The organism is Streptomyces sp. NPDC007901, assembly GCF_042959465.1.
GTDB lineage: Bacteria > Actinomycetota > Actinomycetes > Streptomycetales > Streptomycetaceae > Streptomyces.
This window is the reverse complement of sequence record NZ_JBIBKW010000013.1, coordinates 281,467-298,405: the sequence shown is the minus strand read 5'-3', so window position 1 is coordinate 298,405 and position 16,939 is coordinate 281,467. Positions and strand designations below refer to the sequence as shown.

At 72.1% G+C, this 16,939-nt stretch carries 17 protein-coding genes and 1 pseudogene; 14 read left to right on the top strand and 4 right to left on the bottom strand.

Annotation, left to right across the window (positions count from 1 at the left end; all coding sequences use genetic code 11):
• The first annotated feature begins 1 nt into the window (after position 1).
• Genes ACFZDK_RS36180 through ACFZDK_RS36170 form a run of 3 tightly spaced genes read left to right on the top strand, consistent with a single transcriptional unit; the run spans position 2 to position 2,251 of the window.
• Positions 2–787 carry an alpha/beta fold hydrolase gene (locus ACFZDK_RS36180; protein ID WP_390978635.1) on the top strand — a complete coding sequence of 262 codons (786 nt, stop codon included), beginning with the start codon at positions 2–4 and terminating at the stop codon, positions 785–787.
• Positions 784–1,242 (top strand): heme-binding protein, encoded by a 459-nt coding sequence (locus tag ACFZDK_RS36175; RefSeq protein ID WP_390978633.1) that lies wholly within the window; start codon positions 784–786, stop codon positions 1,240–1,242. Before ACFZDK_RS36180 ends, ACFZDK_RS36175 begins: the two co-directional genes overlap by 4 nt.
• Before the next feature lie 4 nt (positions 1,243–1,246).
• Entirely contained in the window at positions 1,247–2,251 is a 1,005-nt protein-coding gene (locus ACFZDK_RS36170) for a methionine synthase II (cobalamin-independent)-like protein (protein ID WP_390978631.1), read from the top strand.
• 134 nt (positions 2,252–2,385) lie between these two features.
• Here the strand turns inward: ACFZDK_RS36170 and ACFZDK_RS36165 are convergent, their stop codons facing one another.
• Complete coding sequence (locus ACFZDK_RS36165; protein WP_390978629.1) at positions 2,386–2,673, bottom strand: antibiotic biosynthesis monooxygenase; 288 nt, start codon at positions 2,671–2,673, stop codon at positions 2,386–2,388.
• Positions 2,674–2,854: 181 nt separating this feature from the next.
• Here ACFZDK_RS36165 and ACFZDK_RS36160 point away from each other — a divergent pair, with 181 nt between their 5' ends.
• From ACFZDK_RS36160 to ACFZDK_RS36140, 5 genes are all read left to right on the top strand, one after another.
• Complete coding sequence (locus tag ACFZDK_RS36160) at positions 2,855–4,315, top strand: aldehyde dehydrogenase family protein (protein WP_390978627.1); 1,461 nt, start codon at positions 2,855–2,857, stop codon at positions 4,313–4,315.
• Complete coding sequence (gene lhgO, locus ACFZDK_RS36155) at positions 4,308–5,528, top strand: L-2-hydroxyglutarate oxidase (protein ID WP_390978625.1); 1,221 nt, start codon at positions 4,308–4,310, stop codon at positions 5,526–5,528. The genes ACFZDK_RS36160 and lhgO overlap by 8 nt, the downstream gene beginning before the upstream one ends.
• 131 nt (positions 5,529–5,659) lie before the next feature.
• Entirely contained in the window at positions 5,660–6,520 is an 861-nt protein-coding gene (locus tag ACFZDK_RS36150; RefSeq protein WP_390978623.1) for an amidohydrolase family protein, read from the top strand.
• 13 nt (positions 6,521–6,533) lie between these two features.
• Positions 6,534–8,243, top strand: a complete 1,710-nt coding sequence (locus ACFZDK_RS36145; RefSeq protein ID WP_390978621.1) for a thiamine pyrophosphate-dependent enzyme — start codon at positions 6,534–6,536, stop codon at positions 8,241–8,243.
• 20 nt (positions 8,244–8,263) lie between these two features.
• Positions 8,264–9,307, top strand: a complete 1,044-nt coding sequence (locus tag ACFZDK_RS36140) for an Ldh family oxidoreductase (RefSeq protein WP_390978618.1) — start codon at positions 8,264–8,266, stop codon at positions 9,305–9,307.
• A 118-nt stretch (positions 9,308–9,425) separates the two neighbouring features.
• On the opposite strand, the gene ACFZDK_RS36135 is transcribed toward ACFZDK_RS36140, so the two are convergent.
• Positions 9,426–10,364, bottom strand: coding sequence for an alpha/beta hydrolase fold domain-containing protein (locus ACFZDK_RS36135; RefSeq protein WP_390978616.1), 939 nt, complete (start codon positions 10,362–10,364; stop codon positions 9,426–9,428).
• A gap of 99 nt (positions 10,365–10,463) precedes the next feature.
• Between ACFZDK_RS36135 and ACFZDK_RS36130 the strand changes: the two genes are divergently transcribed.
• The 6 genes and pseudogenes from ACFZDK_RS36130 (at position 10,464) to ACFZDK_RS36105 (ending at position 15,487) form a co-directional block, all read left to right on the top strand.
• On the top strand, positions 10,464–10,997 hold the full coding sequence (locus tag ACFZDK_RS36130; RefSeq protein WP_390978613.1) for a MarR family transcriptional regulator: 534 nt from the start codon (positions 10,464–10,466) through the stop codon (positions 10,995–10,997).
• 9 nt (positions 10,998–11,006) lie between these two features.
• Entirely contained in the window at positions 11,007–11,429 is a 423-nt protein-coding gene (locus ACFZDK_RS36125; protein WP_390978611.1) for a VOC family protein, read from the top strand.
• 335 nt (positions 11,430–11,764) lie between these two features.
• Positions 11,765–12,157: pseudogene (locus ACFZDK_RS36120) on the top strand (AbfB domain-containing protein); the annotation flags it as partial.
• 66 nt (positions 12,158–12,223) lie between these two features.
• A complete protein-coding gene (locus ACFZDK_RS36115; RefSeq protein ID WP_390978609.1) occupies positions 12,224–12,601 on the top strand; it encodes a DoxX family protein in 378 nt (125 codons plus the stop codon).
• Positions 12,602–13,069 carry a redoxin domain-containing protein gene (locus tag ACFZDK_RS36110; RefSeq protein WP_390978607.1) on the top strand — a complete coding sequence of 156 codons (468 nt, stop codon included), beginning with the start codon at positions 12,602–12,604 and terminating at the stop codon, positions 13,067–13,069.
• A gap of 54 nt (positions 13,070–13,123) precedes the next feature.
• Positions 13,124–15,487: a SpoIIE family protein phosphatase gene (locus ACFZDK_RS36105; RefSeq protein ID WP_390978605.1), complete on the top strand. Its 2,364-nt coding sequence runs from the start codon at positions 13,124–13,126 to the stop codon at positions 15,485–15,487.
• Positions 15,488–15,502: 15 nt separating this feature from the next.
• Here the strand turns inward: ACFZDK_RS36105 and ACFZDK_RS36100 are convergent, their stop codons facing one another.
• Both ACFZDK_RS36100 and ACFZDK_RS36095 read right to left on the bottom strand, forming a co-directional pair.
• Positions 15,503–15,940, bottom strand: coding sequence for a cupin domain-containing protein (locus ACFZDK_RS36100; RefSeq protein WP_390978603.1), 438 nt, complete (start codon positions 15,938–15,940; stop codon positions 15,503–15,505).
• A gap of 90 nt (positions 15,941–16,030) precedes the next feature.
• A complete protein-coding gene (locus ACFZDK_RS36095; RefSeq protein WP_390978601.1) occupies positions 16,031–16,861 on the bottom strand; it encodes an aldo/keto reductase in 831 nt (276 codons plus the stop codon).
• Between the last annotated feature and the right edge of the window lie 78 nt (positions 16,862–16,939).

Here is a 16,939-nt window from a genome sequence, read left to right as displayed (position 1 = left end):
CATGCCCCTCGCCGACTCCGACGGCACCGCCATCTACTACGAGCGCCACGGCAGCGGCCCGGCGATCCTCTTCGTGCACGGCAGCGGCGGACACCACGCCGCCTGGTGGCAGCAGGTGGCCGCGCTGCGCGACGAGTTCACCGTCCTCACCGTGGACCTGCGCGGCTTCGGCAAGTCCGACTCCTCCATGGACGAGTTCGACGGCCAGGACTTCCCCGGCGACGTCGTCGCCGTCCTCGACCAGGAGGACATCACCGACGCCATGCTCGTCGGCCAGTCCATCGGCTCCGTCGCCGCCCTGCGCGCCGGCCTGCTCCGCCCCGAACGCGTCTCCTCGGTCGTCCTCGGCCACTCCCTCGGCGGCATCAGCCACCCCGAGCTGAAGGAACTCGCCGCCGCCGACCGCGCGGAGGCCGTCAAGCTGCCCGTGATCGACCGGCTGCTCACCAAGACGTTCCAGCGGGACCGGGCCGACCTCACCTTCCTCTTCCAGCAGATGGGCACGTTCAACGTGGCCAAGATGCAGGACCTGCGCAACCTCGACACCGACGGCCCCTCCCTGGAGGAGATCGGGGCCTCCGGCGTCAAGGTCGCCTTCCTGGCGGGCGAGAAGGACGCGGTCCTCGGCGTGAAGACCGTGACCCGCGCCCACGAACTGCTGCCCGGCTCCCACCTGGAGATCGTCCCGGACGCCCCGCACTCCATGTACTGGGAGGCGCCCGACGCCTACAACGCGGCCGTCGCCCGGCTCCGCCGCACCCTCACCGCACCGAAGGAAGCAGCATGACCAGCCTCACCCTGGCCGCCGCCGAGGAGATCATCGGCGCCGCCCACGAGCGCGCCCAGGAGATCGGGAAGGCGGTGAGCGTCGCCGTCGTGGACGCCGGCGGCTTCCCGATCGCCATCCGCCGCCCCGACGGCGCCCGCCCGCTCACCCCCGACATCGCCCGCGCCAAGGCCTACACCGCGGCCGTCATGCAGCGCCCCGGCCCCATGCTGAAGAAGTGGCAGGAGAGCCAGCCCGTCTTCTTCGCCCAGCTCTCCCAGCTCCCCGGCGCCGCCCTCCCGATCATGGCCGCCGAGGGCAGCGTCACCATCAAGAAGGACGGCGAGATCATCGGCGGCCTCGGGATCGCCGGCGGCACCGCGGACGAGGACCAGCGGATCGCCGAGGAGGTCCTCAAGACCCTCGGCTACGAACTGGAGTTCGCCGCGTGGGGCGTCACCGGCGGAAAGGACTGACACCATGGCGGACACGTTCAACTACCGCATCGACCACCACGGCAGCCTGGTCCGCCCGCCCGGCCTGTCCACCGCCGACCCGGAGGCCGTCGACGCGGCGGTCCGGGAGGCCGTCGCCTACCAGCGCAAGCTGCGCTCCACCGTCGTCACCGACGGCGACTTCCCCCGCGAGGACTTCCGCGCTGCCGTCCTCGACACCGTGTCGGGCTTCCGCCGCACCGACGAGACGGACCCCGACGGCCTGGTCCGCTGGATCGCCGAGTCGCTGCCCAAGGCCAACGGCCCGCTGCTCGCAGACCGGGCCGCCCGGCTCGCCGACCTGACGGTGATCGCCCCGAAGGCCGCCCTGCCCTCCCCGGCCTACCTCGCGGCCACCACCTTCCAGCCGGGCCTCGGCGTCTCCTCGGCCCGCGAACTGGGCGAGGCCCTCGCGGAGATCGTCCGGGCGGAGATCGAACTGCTCCTCTCCAAGGGCGTCCGCCTGATCCAGCTCAACAACCCCCTGCTGCTCGGCCAGTTGGGGTCGAACCCGGCCGACCCCGGCGCCCTGTCCTTCGCGGACGCCCTCGCCGTCGACGCCCTGGCCGTACGACTGGACGAGCGCCCCGAGGGCGTCCGGATCGGCATGGCCCCCGGCTGGACCGCCCCGGCCGAACTGGATCGCACCCGCGCCGAGCACCTCTACGACACCATCGGCGCCGACCGCTGGATCCTCCCGTTCGACCAGGGCACGCCGGCGGAGCTGGATCTGCTCAGGGCACTGCCCGACGAACGCGACTTCTGCCTCGGCGTCGTCGACGCGACGGCGCCCGACCTGGAGGACGTCGACACCGTGATGTCCCGCATCGACGCGGCCGGCGAGTTCAAGGACCTGGAGGACGGCGCCGTATCACCGTCGAGGGGCTTCGCGGACGTGGCGTCGAGGCCTCTGCTGACGGCGGAGAACCAGCGCCGCAAGCTCGTGTTGGTGGAGACCATCGCCCGGTACTGCTGGGGCAACGAGTTCTGACTGCGGGCCCGTCGTGGCCGGTCGCGCAGTTCCCCGCGCCCCTGAAGGGGCGCTCGTGCAGCGCCCCTTTCTTTTGGGGGCGCGGGGAACTGCGCGAGAACCACACTCCACCCGCGCCTCTGAGACGGCCGACGCTAGAGCACCTCCGCAAAAGTCACCGTGCGCTCGACAAGCAACGGCCACACCACCCCCACCACAACCTCCTTGAAGTGCTCAGCCGCCTTGTGCGCCTCGAACCCCTCCCGATCGACGTACCGCTCATAGAGCAGGAACCCACCCGGCTCCCCCTCCACCGCGTGCACCTCGTACATCAGGTTCGCGGGCTCGGTACGGGAAGCGGCCTGCGCAAGGTGCAGCGCGGCGCGCACCGCGTCCGCGTCGGCCGGTGCGCAGCGGTACCGGGCGACGACTGCGTATGCCATGCGATCTCTCCTCAGGACGTGTCCGACCCGCCGATTCCACCACGGATCACCCGGCCGCCGACGCGCGCACGGCGCAACCAATGCCTGCCCCCACGGGGCTGGTGGACCCCCTCCCACATGGTGTGTTGTCGCATCCGGCCCCGCACGGGCGGCACCGCGGACGACGAAGGAAGTGATCTCCATGCGCACCCTGGAAACCCTCTTGGGCGGGGAGTGGGTGACGACCGGTGAATGGATCGACGTCCACGACCCCGCCGACGTCCGCACCCCCTTCGCCCGCGTCCCCGCGCTGTCCGCCAAGGACGTCACCCGGGCCTACGACCACGCCGAGCGCGGTTTCGCCGTCTGGAAGCGCACCAGCCCCTTCGAGCGGGCCCGTGTCTTCACCGAGGCGGCCCGGCTGATCCGGGAACGGGTCGAGGAGATCGCCGCCGACGTCACCGCCGAGAACGGCAAGACGCTGGCCGAGGCCACCGGCGAGACCCTCAAGGCCGCCGACTTCCTGGAGTACTACGCGGGCCTGGCCCGCCAGGGCTACGGCACCCTCCTGCACGACGTACGCCCCCACCACCGTACGCACACCCAGCGCGAGCCGATCGGCGTGATCCTGGTGATCAGCCCCTGGAACGACCCGCTGATCACCCCCGCCCGCAAGCTCGCCCCGCTGCTCGCCACCGGCAACGCGGCCGTCTTCAAGCTGGCCGGCGAGACCCCGCTGGCGGGACTGCACTTCGCCCGCGCGCTGCACGACGCGGGGCTGCCGGCCGGGGTGCTGAACGTGGTCACGGGCCGGACCGCCGAGATCGAGGAGGCGCTCCTCGACGACCCCCGGATCACCGGCATCACCTTCACCGGCTCCAACGCCGTCGGCAACCGCATCCGCCGCCGCCTCGCCGACCGCAACGTCCGCTTCCAGGGCGAACTCGGCGGCAAGAACGCGTCCGTGGTGCTGCGCGACGCCGACCTGCCGGCCGCCGCCCGGGCCGTCGCGGCCGCCTCCTTCGGCCAGGCCGGACAGCGCTGCACCGCCACCAGCCGGGTGATCGTCGAGCGTCCGGTGTACGACGAGTTCGTCGCGCTGCTGGTCGCGGAGGTACGGGCGCTGAGGACCGGCCCGGGCGGCGACCCGGCGACGACCCTGTGCCCGCTGTCGAGCCCGAAGCAGCGCGACAGCGTCCTCGCCGACTTGAACACGGCGGTCGAGCAGGGCGCGACCGTGCTCACGGGCGGCGGCACGGACCCCGAGCGGCCGCACGGCTGCTACGTGCGGCCCACCGTCCTCGCCGGTGTCACGCCCGACATGGCCGTCTGGCGCGAGGAGGTCTTCGGACCCGTCCTCGCCGTCCGCGCGGTCGACGGCTTCGACGCGGCCGTCGAGGCGGTCAACGACTCCGCCTTCGGCCTCGCCGCCGCCGTGTTCACCCGCGACCTCGGCTCCGCGTACCGCTTCGCCGACGAGGCCGAGTGCGGGCAGGTCGCGGTCAACACGACGACCACCGGGTGGGACGTCCACCTCCCGTTCGGCGGCTTCCACGACTCCGGTACGGCCTACAAGGAGCAGGGCGAGGAGGTCCTGAGGTTCTCCACGCGCGTCAAGACGGTGGCCGTGAACATCGGTGTCCCGGAGCGGGCCGATGGCTGACGAGACGATCGGCGTGGTCGGCGCCGGGATCGTGGGCCTGGCCACGGCCCGCGAGATCGCCCTGCGCCGCCCCGGCACCCGGGTCGTGGTGTTCGAGAAGGAGCGGGAGGTCTCCCGGCACCAGACCGGCCACAACTCCGGCGTGGTCCACGCGGGCATCTACTACACCCCGGGCAGCCTCAAGGCCGACCTGTGCGTACGGGGCGTGTCCCTGCTACGCGAGTACTGCCAGGACCGGCGGCTGCCGTACGACGAGATCGGCAAGCTGGTCGTGGCGGTGCGCGAGGACGAGCTCGGCCGGATGGAGAACCTGTACACCCGGGCGAAGAACAACCACGTGCCGGAGGTGCGGAAGGTCTCCCGCGAGGAGATCAGGGAGATCGAACCGCACGCCGGCGGTGTCGCCGCCCTGCACTCCCCGCGCACCGCGATCACCGACTACCCGGCGGTCGCCCGCGCCTTCGCCAAGGACGTCGTCGACGGGGGCGGTGAGGTACGGCTGGGCTTCCCGGTCACGTCCATCACCACCGTCCCCGGCGGCATCGAGGTCGCCTCCGGCCAGGACCGGGTGCGCGTGGACCGGCTGATCCTCTGCGCCGGCCTCCAGTCCGACTCCGTCGCCCGGCTGGCGCAGGACAGGCCGGAGCCCCGGATCATCCCGTTCCGCGGCGAGTACATGCTGCTGAAGCCCGACAAGAGGCATCTCGTGCGCGGGCTCGTCTACCCGGTGCCCGACCCGCGCTACCCCTTCCTCGGCGTGCACTTCACCCCGCGTGTCGACGGTTCGGTGGAGGTCGGCCCCAACGCCGTCCTCGCCCTCGCCAAGGAGGGGTACCGGCGCAGCCGCGTCTCGCCCCGGGACCTGCTGGCCCTCGCCGCCTACCCGGGCGCCTGGCGGATGGCCGCCCAGCACTGGCGCACCGGCATCAGGGAGTACCGCGGCTCCTTCTCCACCGCCGCCTTCATGAAGGACGCCGGGCTGTACGTCCCGGAGGTCGGCGTCCGTGACGTCGTGCGCGGCGGAGCGGGCGTACGGGCGCAGGCGCTGGACCGCGACGGCACGCTCGTCGACGACTTCCGCATCCATCAGGTCGGCCGGATCACGGCCGTGCGCAACGCGCCCTCGCCGGCCGCCACCGCCTCCATGGCGATCGCCGAACACATCGCCGCCGCAGTCTTCGACGGCTCCCGGGGTACCCGCTCCGGGGCCTGAAAGGCCGCTGTGAACAGGGCACTTCCGCGCAACAACAGCTTGCGCTCCGGGATCTCCGCAAGAGCGCACCGGACGCCTAGCGTTCCTTCCGCACCACCCCAAGATCCTCACCGGGAAAGAGAGTTCACGCCATGTTCGTCGTCGACACGCAGATCCACATCTGGAAGGAAGAGACCCCGGACCGCCCCTGGGTGCCCGGCGCCCGTGAGCGGATCCGTCTCAACGGCCACCGCGAGGACCCCTTCTCCTACGAGGAGGCCCTGGAGCTGATGGACGAGGCCGGCGTGAACCGCGCGCTGATCCTGCCGCCGTCCTGGGAGGGCGACCGTATCGACTACGCCCTGGAGGCCTGCGAGGCCCACCCGGACCGGTTCGGGATCATGGCCCGCATCCCGCAGAACAAGCCCGAAGAGGGCACGGCCATGCTCAAGGACTTCGCGCAGAACCCGCACGTCAAGGGCACCCGACTCACCTTCCACCGGCCGCAGGACCGCAACTGGATGATCGACGGCACCAACGACTGGTACTGGCCGCTCGCCGAGGAACTGCGCATCCCCACGATGGTGCACGCGCCGATCTGGAAGCGTGAGCTGGGCGAGATCGCCGCCAAGCACCCCGAGCTGAAGATCATCATCGACCACATGGGCATCATGGCCCGCTGTGTCGACGACGCGATCGGCTACTGGGTCCAGGAGACCGCGGACCTGGCCGCCCACCCGAACGTCTACGTGAAGGTGTCGGCGCTGCCGGGCTACTCCACGCAGCCCTTCCCGAACAACAACATCCAGAAGTACGTGCGCGAGATGGTCGACAAGATGGGCCCGCAGCGCTGCTTCTACGGCACCGACATCACCCGGCTGCTCGGCCACGGCATCACCTACACCGACACGATCGAGCAGTTCACCAAGCACTGGGACTTCACGCCCGAGGAGCTTGAATGGATTCTGGGCCGCGGTATCTCCGAGGTCCTGAACTGGCCGATCGAGGGCTGAGGAAACACGGACGATGACCACCACCCCGGCAACCGACGGTGGCGACGCCGTCGTCTCCGCCCTCAACGCCATGGGCGCCGACTACGTCTTCTGCTCCTCGGGGTCCGAGTGGGCCCCGGTGTGGGAGGCGCTGGCCCGCCGCCACCGCGACGGCGCCCCCGCACCGCGATACCTCGACCTGACCCACGAGACGGTCGCCGTCGGCATGGCCACCGGCTACGGGCTGGTCAAGCGCCGCCCGCAGGGCGTGCTCCTGCACGCCGCCCCGGGCCTTCTCCAGGGCTCGATGGCCGTGCACGGCGCGCTGCTGGCCGGCGTGCCCATGGTCGTCGCCTCCTCGGAGTCGACGACCTACGGCGACGCCCCCGGCCACGACCCGGGCGGCCAGTGGTACCGCAACCTGTCGATCGTGGGCGGCCCGCACGGCGTCGCCCGGCCCTTCACCAAGTGGTCGACCGAGGCCGCCAGCGTGCACACCCTGCCCACCATGATCACCCGGGCGGCGGAACTGGCCTGGCGGGCCCCGGCGGGACCGGCCTACCTCAACATCCCCCTGGAGATCCTCCTGGAGGACTGGGACGGCCGGGAGGCCAAGCCCGTCGTGCCGCCCGGCTCCACGCACAGCTCCCCGGAGGAGGTCGACCCGGTCGCACAGCTGATCCGGGAGGCCGCCAACCCCGTGATCGTCACGGAGACGGCGGGCCGCGAGGCGGGCGGCTTCGAGGCCCTCGTCGCGTTCGCGGAGGCCTGGAACATCCCGGTCGTCGAGCCCGACTCGGCGGTCTGCGGCAACTTCCCGCGCACCCACCCGCTGCACGCCGGCAGCGACATCGGGCCCTGGATGGACACGGCCGACCTCATCCTCCTGGTGAACTGCCGGGCGCCCTTCTACCCGCCCTCCCGCCGCCCCTCGAAGGCGAAGATCGTCGTCATCGACGAGGTGCCGCAGCGCCCGCACGTCGTCTACCAAGTGCTCTTCGCCGACACGTACTTGGAAGGCGACGTCGCCAACACCCTGCGCCAGCTCACCAAGCGGGCGAAGGACCTCGACGAGACGGCCGTCGCCGCGCGCCGCGCGGCCCAGCACACGCGGTACTCCGAGGAGACCGGCGCCCTTGCCCGGGCCGAGATCAAGGCCTGCGAGGACCCCGGGTCCCCGGGCGTCGACCCGGTGCTGGTCGCCGCCACCCTGCGCAAACTGCTGGATGGCCGGGACGGCGTCGTCGTCGACGAGACCATCACCCACAGCCGAGCCGTCCGGCGCCATCTGCGCACCGCCGACCCCGACTCCTTCTTCTACGTCCAGGGCGGACTCGGCCAGGGCATCGCGGTCGCCCTCGGCGTCAAACTCGCCGCGCGGGAACGCCCGGTGGTCCTCACCATCGGCGACGGCGCCTTCACCTACAACCCGGTGATCCCCTCGTACGACGCCTCCAAGGCGTACGAACTGCCGTTGCTGATCGTGGTGTTCAACAACCGTGTCTACAAGTCGATGAATCTCAACCACCGCCGCTTCTACCCCGACGGCGCCGCCGCCGAGACCGGCGAGTGGCTGGGCACCGATCTGCACCGGCTGCCCCGGCTCGCCGCGTTCGCCGAGCCGTTCGGCCTGCACTCCGAGACCGTCGACACCGCGGAGGAACTCGCGCCCGCCCTCCGCCGCGCCCTCAAGGCCGTCGACGACGGCACCGCCGCCGTCGTCGACGTCCTCGTCACCCGCTAGCCAGGAGACACACCACCACCATGCCCGACACCCCCACCAGGATCCTGGTGTCCGCCGACGAACTGCGCGCCTTCTGCGCCGCCCTCCTGGAGAAGGGCGGCCTGAGCGCCGAGCACGCCCGCACCACCGCCGACGTGTTCGTCTGGGCCGCACAGCGCGGCGTCGACTCGCACGGCACCGCGCGGGTCCCCGCCTACCTGGACCTGCTCGCCAAGGGCGTCGCCAACGCGCGACCGGAGATGAGGACCGAGTCCACCACTCCGGCCGCCGCCGTCCTCGACGCCGACCGCGCCCCCGGCCCGGTCGCCCTCACCGCAGCCGCCGACGAGGCGGTCCGACGGGCCCGCGACACCGGCATCGCCTCGGTGGGCGTCCGCCGTACGGTCCACACCGGCGCCATCGGCTACTACGTCTCCCGGATCGCCGAACAGGGCCTGGTCGGGCTCGGACTCGTGGCCGGCATGCCCAACATGGGCTACACCGGCGTCCAGGGCGCGGCCGTCGCCACCAGCCCCCTCGCCATCGCCGTACCGGCCCGTGAACACGCCCCGCTGCTGCTGGACATGGCCACCGCCACCATCGCCCTCGGCAAGATCCGCCAGGCGAAGGCGAGCGGCACGCCCCTGCCCGAGGGCGCCGCCGCGACCGCGGACGGCACCCCGACGACCGACCCCGAGCAGGCCGTCATGCCCCTGCCCCTGGGCGGTGCGAAGGGCTCCGGCATGTCCCTCGCCTTCGAACTCCTCACCAGCGTCCTGGTCGGCGCCCCGATCTTCGCCTCCTTCCACACCGGCGACCGCCAACACCGCCAGAACGCCCTCCTCATCGCCGTCGACCCGGCTGCCTTCGGCGACCCGGCTGCCTTCGTCACCGCGGTCGACGACACCCTGACCACCCTCAAGGCCCTGCCACCCGCCGAGGGCGCGGAGGGCGTCTTCTACCCGGGTGAGCGCAGCGCGGCGAAGGCTGAGGAGCGGGGCGAGAAGGGGATTCCCGTGGCGCCGAAGGTATGGCGCGAACTCACCGAGCGCGCACACGAGTTGGGCGTCTCCCTGCCCATCTGAACGCCGGTACACCCGCGCCCCGAAGGGGCGCGGGGCTGCATCCATGTGCGGCTCCGCCGCGTGGGCGCGACCAGCCACCGACGACGGTCAGTCGCGCACCATCAGCACTCCCGAGCTCTCAGGCGCCCTTCTCCCGAACCGCCCGCAGATGCCGCGCCACAAGCGCATACACCTCCCGCGCCGTCACCTCGTCCTTGGCGTCATACCCGTGATCCACCCCACTCACCTCGTGATGCTCCACCAACGCCCCCACCGCCCCCAGCCGCGAGGCATACCGCTCACCCTCCGCCCGCAACAGGTCGTACTCCGCGGTGATCACCACCGCCGGGGCGATCCCCGTCAGATCGGCCGTGTCCGACGGGTGCGCGGGGGAGACCAGCGGGTCGGCCCGCCGCTTCGGCTCCGGCACATACGCCGTGTCGAACACCTCCGCCATCCACGGCCGCAGCATCGGCTTGGCGATGGCGGCCCGCTTGTCCGCGGCGCTCGTCACCAGGTCCAGCGGCGGATAGTGCAGCACCTGCAGCGCGATCGAGGGGCCACCCTCCGCCAGCGCCTGCCGGGCCACCGCCGCGGCGAGCCCGCCACCGGCGCTCTGCCCGCCCACGGTCAGCCGGGAGCCGTCCCAGCCCTCCTCGGCCGCGTGCTCGGCGACCCAGCGGACCACCCCGTAGGCCTGGCGGGGCGGGGCCGGGAAGGGGTGCTGCGGGGCGACGACGTAGTCCACGTTCACCACCGCCACCCCGGCCTCGGCCGCCAGGAACCGGCAGAGCGGATCGTCGAGCTCCGTGAGCGACATGACGTAACCTCCGCCGTGGAAGTTGACGTGCACCGGGGGAGCGGTGACCTCGGGTGCCGGGAGGTAGACCGTGGCGCGGGCCGGGGCGACGGACGTCGGGACGGTCAGTTCGCGCACCCGGCGCGGGAACTCGGGGAACCGGGCGTGCGAGGCGGCGTCGGAGCCCGGGCCGCTCGGGCGCCTGCTCGCCAGGAGGGTGAGCCGCTGCAGGGTCTTCGCACCGAGGGCGGCGATCGCAGGGCGGGCCAGGAGGGACATACGGCTCCGATCGGTGGACGCTGCGCGCTACGCAGTACTGTGCGTAAACGCACGCAGTAACTTACTTGAGTTACGCAACGATATGGTAAACTGGCCGGTATGTCCACAGAACCGCTACCAGCCGTCCCCGCCGCCACCCCGGAGGTGGTCGAGATCGAGCGCGCCCTGACCCGTATCACCTATCTCAGCACCCGGGCCCGGCAGCACGAGCGGCTGATGGCCCTCGCCGGCGTCCCGCTGGACCGCGCCGCGGTCGCCCTGCTGCGCCAGGTCGCCGACTCCGAGCCGCTGCGCCCGGGGGAGCTGGCGCAGCGCCTCGGCGTCGAGGCGTCCCATGTGACGCGGACGGTGCAGCAGCTCCAGAAGTCGGGCTATGTCACCCGCGTCCCCGACCCGGACGACCGCCGGGCCCAGCGGATCGAGCTCACCGACGCAGGCCGGGACGCCGTCGACCGCGTCCGGGACGCCGGGGCGCGCGGGATGCAACTTGCGCTGGGTGCTTGGAAGCCGGAGGAGCTTCGGCAGCTCGCCGTGCTCTTCCATCGCATGGTCGACGACTTCCTGGCGTACGCGGTCGAGGACGAGCCCGGCCAGGAGTCCCAAGAGGCGGCGCGCCCGGCCGGGACCGTGTAGGTTTCCGGCATGCGCGGACGGTCCGACGGTCAGCCCGCTGTTCCCCGAATGTCCCGGCACGACTGGTGGGGCGTCGTGCTCGAAGCCCCCGATCCGCAGGCGCTGGCGCGCTTCTACGCCGAACTGCTGGGCTGGGAGATCGTCAAGGAGGAGTCCGACGGGGCGGCCGTCGCCCCGCCGGAAGGGGTCGCGTACCTCGCCTTCCAGCTCTCCGAGGGATACGTCCCGCCCGTCTGGCCCGCGCGTGCGGGGGCTCAACGGATGACCATGCACCTCGACTTCGAGGTGACGGAACTGCGGGCCGCCGTCGCGCACGCCGTCGAACTCGGCGCGCGCGAGGCCGGCCACCAGCCGCAGGACAATGTGCGCGTGCTGCTCGACCCGGCGGGCCATCCCTTCTGCCTGTACGTCGACGCGAGCGACGCCGGCTAGGGCGGTCAACGCACCGCCCCCGCAAGGCTCTTGGAAACCCAACTCGACACGTCCAACCCATTGACGTGTCATTGCCACCCCCTTACCTTCTGGTCGAAGTTCCGTACATCGTTCGGTAGTCCGAACGAGCTGGCCGTCGGAAGGGACCCACCGTGCTCCGCACCCGCCCCTGGCTCGTGCTCGTCGCGGCGCTGCTCGCCGTACTCGGGACCTTCGTGACCACACAGCCCGCAGCGGCGGCCGACGGCCGCCCGTTCACCAACCCGGTCAAGGCGCAGAAGGGAGCCGACCCCTGGCTGGAGTACTACAACGGCAACTACTACCTGATCAACACGATCTCCTCGTACAACTACCCGGACCGCTACATCCGCCACTACGACTTCCGCGCGCGGATCGAGGCGAACGTCACCAACCTCGCCGACTCCCAGTTCCGGATCGTCACCGGACTCGCCGGCACCGGCACGATCTCCCTGGAGTCGACGAACTACCCCGGCTACTACCTGCGCCACAAGAACTTCGAGGTGTGGGTCGAGAAGGACGACGGCACCACCGCCTTCGACAGCGACGCCTCCTTCTACCAGCGGTCCGGCCTCGCCGACCCGTCCGGGGTCTCCCTGGAGTCGTACAACTACCCGGGCCGGTACATACGGCACTACAACAACCTTCTCTACGTCCAGACGCCCAGCACCATGCTGGACAAGCAGGACGCCACCTACTACCTGGAGTAGGGCCCGGCGCGGACCGGGGCGGAACCGCCGGGTAATATCCGGCGGCAGGTCGTCACAGGAGGCTTCGTGTCCCGGTCCGAACGTTCACCCCTGCTCCTGGCGGGGCTGCTGGCCACCGCCGGGGTCGCCCACTTCGTGGCGCCGAAGTCCTTCGACGCCACGATCCCCAAGGCGCTCCCCGGGGCGCCCAGGGCATGGACGTACGGGAGCGGGGCCGTCGAGCTGGCGCTGGCGGCGGGTATCGCCCTGCCGCGCACCCGCAAGGCGGCGGCCAAGGCGGCCGCCGCCTTCTTCGTCGGCGTCTTCCCGGCCAATGTGCAGATGGCCGTCGACTGGCAGCAGCGGCCCGAGCCGCTCAGGACCGCGGCCCTCGCCCGCCTTCCGCTCCAGATCCCCCTGGTGCTGTGGGCGCGCGGTGTCGCACGCAACGAGGAGGGCCGATAGATGGCGGGAACCGTCGAGGTCGGAAGCAAGGTCGAGGACTTCGCGCTGGCGGACGAGACCGGTACGACCCGGACGCTCACGGAGCTGCTGGCCGACGGCCCGGTGGTGCTGTTCTTCTACCCGGCCGCGCTGTCGGCGGGCTGCACCGCAGAGGCCTGCCACTTCCGGGACCTGGCGAGCGAGTTCGCGGCCGCCGGCGCACAACCGGTCGGAATCAGCGGGGACAGCGTGGAACGGCAGCAGGAGTTCTCCGGGAAGCACACCCTCGGCATGCCGCTGCTCTCCGACGCCGACGGCGCCGTCCGGGAGCTGTTCGGCGTCAAGCGCGGCTTCTCGCTCGCCCCCACCAAGCGGGCCACCTTCGTCATCGCCCAGGACCGCACCGTTGTGGAGGTCGTCCGCAGCGAACTGCGGATGAACACCCACGCCGACCGGGCGCTGGCCGCCCTCCGCGCCCACCAGGGCTGAGACGGTCCGCGTCCGCGCTTGATGCCCCGGGACATAGGTCTCATCCTGGGGCGTATGGAGCGTGTCGCGGCCGCGGCGGTCATCGATGCCCTGGGCAGGGTGACGGGGTGGAGCGAGGGCGCGCGGGTGCTCACCGGGCGCCCGGCACAGGAGGTCGTGGGCCGGCCCGCCGCCGACCTCCTCGCCGAGGAGGTCCCGGCGCCGACGCTGGCCGCCCGTTCCGGGACCGTCACCCTGCGCCACGCCGACGGGCGGCGGCTGGAGATCGCCCTGACCGCCTGCCCGGTCCTTGGCCCCGACGGCGGCACCACCGGGTACGTGGTCACCGCCGACCCGCCCTGGCAGGCCGACCCCACCCTGGCCGGACAGGCGTTCCAGCAGGCTTCCATGTCCATGTCGGTCTTCGACGTCGGCCAGCGCTATCTCCGCTCCAACGCGGCCGCCTGTCACGTCATGGGCGTCCCGGAGGAGGCCCTGCTCGGCCGCTTCTTCCCGGACACCGTCGAGGAGGCCTCGCACAGCGAGGGCTTCCTGCGCCATCTGCGCCAGGTGGTCGAGACCGGCCGGGCCCTGCGCTACGAGAGCTTCACCGGCGCCCCGGCCCTGAACCGGGACCACGCCTGGAGCATCGAGATGTGGCCGCTGCGCGACCCCGGCGGCGAGCTGACCGCGGTCGCCCTCGCCGCCTTCGACAGCACCGAGCAGTACCTGGCCCGGCTGCGGCTCGCCCTCCTCAACGAGGCCGCCACCTCCATCGGCACCACCCTGGACGTGGTGCGCACCGCCGAGGAACTCGTCGAACTCCTCGTCCCCCGCTACGCCGACTTCGCCAGCGTCGACCTCCTCGACTGGGTCCTCGGCTCCGAGGAACTGCCCACCGTGCCGGAGGGTGACATCGTGCTGCGCAGGGTCGCACACGGCTCCGCCACCGAGGGCACCCCCGAGGCCGCCGTACGGCTGGGCGAGACCGAGGTGCACCTGGCGGCCTCACCGCCGGCGCGGGCGCTGCGGGAGCGGCGGGCGGTGGTCAGCCAGGCCGGCGAGCCCGAGTTCCGCCGCTGGGTCGACGAACGCAACGCCCGCGCGCCCGAGGGCCGCGCCCACCGCCTGGGCGTCCACTCCATGATCGCCGTACCCCTGCAGGCGCGGGGCACGCTGCTCGGCGTCGTCGTGTGCGTGCGGATGCACCACCCCGACGACTACGTCAGCGACGACACCGTCTTCGCCGAGGAACTCGCCAGCCGCGCCGCCGTCTGCATCGACAACGCCCGCCGCTTCGCCCGCGAGCGCTCCACCGCCCTCGCCCTCCAGCACAGCCTGCTGCCCAGCGGGCTGCCGCGCGGCCAGGCCGCCGTCGAGGTGGCCCACCGCTATCTGCCCTGCGGATCGGTGGCCGGCATCGGCGGCGACTGGTTCGACGTGATCCCGCTCTCCGGCAGCCGGGTCGCTCTGGTCGTCGGCGACGTCGTCGGCCACGGCATCCGCTCCTCCGCCACCATGGGCCGGCTGCGTACGGCCGTCCGCACCCTCGCGGACGTGGACCTGCCCCCCGACGAGCTCCTCACCCACCTCGACGACCTGGTCACCCACCTGGCCGGCGACGGCCCCGGCGAGGAGGTCGCCGAGCTCGGCGCCACCTGTCTGTACGCCGTCTACGATCCCGTCTCGCGCCGTCTCTCCCTCGCCGCCGCCGGCCATCCGGCACCCGCCCTCGTGCTGCCGGGCTGCGCCGCCGAGCTGATCCCGATGACCGCGGGCCCGCCGCTCGGCGTCGGCGGCCTTCCCTTCGAGGCGACCGAGCTCGAACTGCCCGAGGGCGCCGTCGTCGCCCTCTACACGGACGGACTGATCGAGGACCGCGACCGGGACGTGGACCGCGCCACCGAGGAGATGTGCCGCGCCCTGTGCGCGCCGGCCGACTCACTGGAGTCCCTCAGCGACAACGTGCTCAAGGCCGTCATGCCCGAGCAGCCCTCCGACGACGTCGCGCTGCTGCTGGCCCGCACCCGCACCCTCGGCGCCGACCGGGTCGCCACCTGGGAGGTGCCGCCCGACCCCGCCCAGGTGGCCCACTTCCGGCAGGCGGCCACCGACCGGCTCACCACCTGGGGCCTGGACGAGGCCGCCTTCGTCACCGAACTCGTCGTCAGCGAACTCGTCACCAACGCCATCCGCTACGGCGAACCGCCCATCCGGCTCCGGCTGATCCGCGACCGCGCCCTCATCTGCGAGGTCTCCGACGGCAGTTCGACCTCGCCGCACCTGCGCCGGGCGCACGCCTACGACGAGGGCGGCCGCGGGCTGCTCCTCGTCGCCCAGCTCACCCAGCGCTGGGGCAGCCGGCAGACGGGCAGCGGCAAGACCATCTGGGCCGAACAGCCGCTGCCCGAAGGCCCGTTGCCGGTCATGGAGCGGTGAACCGGCCCCCCCGGACTACTCGAAGTCGCAGCCCGGGTTCGGCACCGACTCGGCGTACGGGGAGCCGTGCGGCAGGACGTACAGCACGTCCAGGACCAGGTCGGTGTCGCCGAGGTTGGCGCCCAGATGCACGTCGCCGGGGCCGCCCGGCTCGTACACCGTGCCGCCCCGCCTGTACACGCCGTCCTCCTGGCAGTCGGAGTGGAAGTGGCTGAGCGTGCCCTTCTGGACGTACCCGTAGACCGGGCCGTCGTGGTAGTGCCAGCCGGTGGTCTGGCCGGGCGGGACGGTGATCTCCCGCAGGACGTAGTCGGTGTCCCCGATGGTGGTCTGGCTGATCACCCTGCCGGTGACCCCGGGTCCGGCGGGGGTGGCATGGGCGGTGCCGCAGGTCAGCAGAGTGCCGGCGGTCACCACCCCGGCCACGGCGGTACGGAGCGCGGTGGTGCGCATACGAGAGGCCTCCTGAGCCGAAGATCGAGTACCGTCGTGAACATAGGCCGCCGGGAGGCCGGGCGGGGCCGGAACGGCGCAATCCGGGGCTCAGAACTCCTCGTGGCTGTCCGGGTCGCCGCCGAGGCGCTGATGGGCCCGCTCCGAGACGGCCGCCGTCTGGGCCGCGCTCAGCCGGAAGCCGAACACGTCCAGGTTGGCCCGCTGCCGCTCGGGGTCCGCCGACTTAGGGATGGCAACCGCGCCGAGCTGGACGTGCCAGCGCAGGACGACCTGAGCGGGCGTCACCCCGAGCGCCTCCGCCACGCCGACGACGGCCGGGTCGCGCAGCAGCCGCCCGTCCTGGCCGAGCGGACTCCAGCTCTCGGTGACGATGCCCTTCTCGGCGTGGAAGGCCCGCAGGTCCTCCTGCGGGAACAGCGGATGCAGCTCCACCTGGTTCACCGACGGGAGCACCCCGGTCTCCTTCTCCAGCCGCGCCAGGTGCTCCTCGGTGAAGTTGGAGACGCCGATCGACCGCACCAGCCCCTCCTCCCGCAGCTTGATCATCGCCTTCCACGAGTCGACGTACTTGCCGACCCGGGGGTTGGGCCAGTGGAGCAGATACAGGTCCACGTACTCCAGGCCCAGCCGCCGCCGGGACTCCTCGAAGGAGGCGAGGGTCTCCTCGTAACCGTGGTGGCGGCCCGGCAGCTTCGTCGTCACCACCACCTCCTCGCGGGGGACGCCGCTGCTCGCGACCCCCCGGCCGACCCCGGTCTCGTTGCGGTAGTTCACGGCCGTGTCCACCAGCCGGTAACCCGCCCCGAGCGCATGGCGAACGGCCTGCTCGGCCTGCGTGTCGTCCATCGGCCAGGTACCGAGGCCGACGGCGGGGATCGCCGTACCGTCGCTGAGCGTGTACGCCGGAATGCTTGTCACGATGGGACCTTCCCTCGACTGTGTCCTGCCCCACCCTCACGGATAGGGTGAGTGGTGATCAAGCGGGGCGGGCGCGAC

What these genes read in the sequence shown, in the direction of transcription:
- ACFZDK_RS36180 (WP_390978635.1), top strand. Translation starts at nt 2, where the DNA reads ATGCCCCTCGCCGACTCCGACGGCACCGCCATCTACTACGAGCGCCAC.
- ACFZDK_RS36175 (WP_390978633.1), top strand. Translation starts at nt 784, where the DNA reads ATGACCAGCCTCACCCTGGCCGCCGCCGAGGAGATCATCGGCGCCGCC.
- ACFZDK_RS36170 (WP_390978631.1), top strand. Translation starts at nt 1,247, where the DNA reads ATGGCGGACACGTTCAACTACCGCATCGACCACCACGGCAGCCTGGTC.
- ACFZDK_RS36165 (WP_390978629.1), bottom strand. Translation starts at nt 2,673, where the DNA reads ATGGCATACGCAGTCGTCGCCCGGTACCGCTGCGCACCGGCCGACGCG.
- ACFZDK_RS36160 (WP_390978627.1), top strand. Translation starts at nt 2,855, where the DNA reads ATGCGCACCCTGGAAACCCTCTTGGGCGGGGAGTGGGTGACGACCGGT.
- lhgO (WP_390978625.1), top strand. Translation starts at nt 4,308, where the DNA reads ATGGCTGACGAGACGATCGGCGTGGTCGGCGCCGGGATCGTGGGCCTG.
- ACFZDK_RS36150 (WP_390978623.1), top strand. Translation starts at nt 5,660, where the DNA reads ATGTTCGTCGTCGACACGCAGATCCACATCTGGAAGGAAGAGACCCCG.
- ACFZDK_RS36145 (WP_390978621.1), top strand. Translation starts at nt 6,534, where the DNA reads ATGACCACCACCCCGGCAACCGACGGTGGCGACGCCGTCGTCTCCGCC.
- ACFZDK_RS36140 (WP_390978618.1), top strand. Translation starts at nt 8,264, where the DNA reads ATGCCCGACACCCCCACCAGGATCCTGGTGTCCGCCGACGAACTGCGC.
- ACFZDK_RS36135 (WP_390978616.1), bottom strand. Translation starts at nt 10,364, where the DNA reads ATGTCCCTCCTGGCCCGCCCTGCGATCGCCGCCCTCGGTGCGAAGACC.
- ACFZDK_RS36130 (WP_390978613.1), top strand. Translation starts at nt 10,464, where the DNA reads ATGTCCACAGAACCGCTACCAGCCGTCCCCGCCGCCACCCCGGAGGTG.
- ACFZDK_RS36125 (WP_390978611.1), top strand. Translation starts at nt 11,007, where the DNA reads ATGCGCGGACGGTCCGACGGTCAGCCCGCTGTTCCCCGAATGTCCCGG.
- ACFZDK_RS36110 (WP_390978607.1), top strand. Translation starts at nt 12,602, where the DNA reads ATGGCGGGAACCGTCGAGGTCGGAAGCAAGGTCGAGGACTTCGCGCTG.
- ACFZDK_RS36105 (WP_390978605.1), top strand. Translation starts at nt 13,124, where the DNA reads ATGGAGCGTGTCGCGGCCGCGGCGGTCATCGATGCCCTGGGCAGGGTG.
- ACFZDK_RS36100 (WP_390978603.1), bottom strand. Translation starts at nt 15,940, where the DNA reads ATGCGCACCACCGCGCTCCGTACCGCCGTGGCCGGGGTGGTGACCGCC.